Origin of the sequence: Thiolapillus sp. (assembly GCF_048562965.1) — a bacterium.
In the GTDB taxonomy this organism is placed as follows: Bacteria; Pseudomonadota; Gammaproteobacteria; order Chromatiales; family Chromatiaceae; genus Thiolapillus; species Thiolapillus brandeum_A.
The window spans coordinates 1-1,223 of the sequence record NZ_JBHNMF010000859.1 but is presented as its reverse complement, the minus strand read 5'-3'; the positions used below and the strand labels follow the sequence as shown (position 1 = coordinate 1,223).

Here is a 1,223-nt window from a genome sequence, read left to right as displayed (position 1 = left end):
CGTTTGGATGCCTACTTTGCTTCCCCTCTGGCGCTATGCGCACGACGGGTAAGCAGTGCGGCCTCGCGGCTACTGGGGTCTACCAGCCTTCGCTTCGCTCTCCATGGCTGGCAGCGAGCGATCCAAGGCCATATTGCTGATATATGACGTATTGTTAGGGAGGTAGTAGGACCAGGTATCCCGGGTGCTGTCGTGGAGCAGGTCGAACAGCGTCTGCCGATGATAGCCTCCGGCAGAGCCCATGCTGCCGCGTAGCGACCACTGGGTGTGATGAAGGCATCGTCGAAGCCGTTCAAACTGGTCGTCCAGGTCAGTTCCTTCTCCGCACGGTTGGCCCTGTCAACGGTGACCAGTTTTTGAGGGTCGCCCTTGCGGTCGATGTAACTGTAGAGCACCGTCTCACCTCTTTCCGTGCTGATGCCGCGCCAGCCACCCACATAGGAGGATACCCAGTAGTGTTCCCGGTCGGTCAGGGTTTCGGCCCTGCCGTCCAGCTGGCTGTGCCACAGGGCATTGTGGTTGCAGTCTTCACCTGCGCAGATATTACTGGGAGCGCCGCTGTTCCAGACGAAAAAGGTATGGTCATCACGCTTGGAGTTTCCCATGTAACCCAGTGCGTTCAGGTTGTCGCACATACCGTTGCAGGGCATGTCGTGAATGTCCAGATACCAGCGCGGCGCGCCACCGAGCTGAGCCCACCACAGTCCCTGTTTGTGTCTTTTCAGAATGTCGTCGTAGCCGGCATCGAACTTTCCAAGATACAGGGCAGAGGCATCGTGATTGAGCCAGGCGTTGCTGAAATCGTTGCTGTTTACGGCGTAGTAGTTGTTCCCGCTGGACAGATCCTTGTAATAGATATTCTTTTCACCCCCGCTACGCAGGACGCTGATGAAAGCCTTGCTGCCATCATCATCAAGCGCCATGTTGCCCCATCCCGACCAACTGCTGGCCAGATCGACCGGAAAGAGATCGGAAATATCGGTGACATTGCCGCCGTTGGTATCTGCCACGAAAGGACGGTTATTGAAGCCGGCCGGAGCTTGGCAGAATTCGCAGGTAACATTGAACATGAGCTTGCTGTTGTCCCCGCTTACCACCACTGAACCGAAATTGAGATAATCTTCTCCCGGCACACCTGTCCACAATACGTCCTTCCGCTGAATGAGCACAACATTTGCCTGTTTGTATAACACCGGCGCAGCATAAGCCCCCCATACTAAACC

Annotated in this window: 1 protein-coding gene; it reads right to left on the bottom strand. The window is 56.0% G+C overall.

Translation table 11 applies throughout. From position 1 onward, the window contains the following. Window positions 1-11: 11 nt before the first annotated feature. On the bottom strand, window positions 12-1,223 hold a 1,212-nt coding region (locus ACOCD2_RS20670), incomplete at its 5' end, for a hypothetical protein (RefSeq protein WP_419589129.1).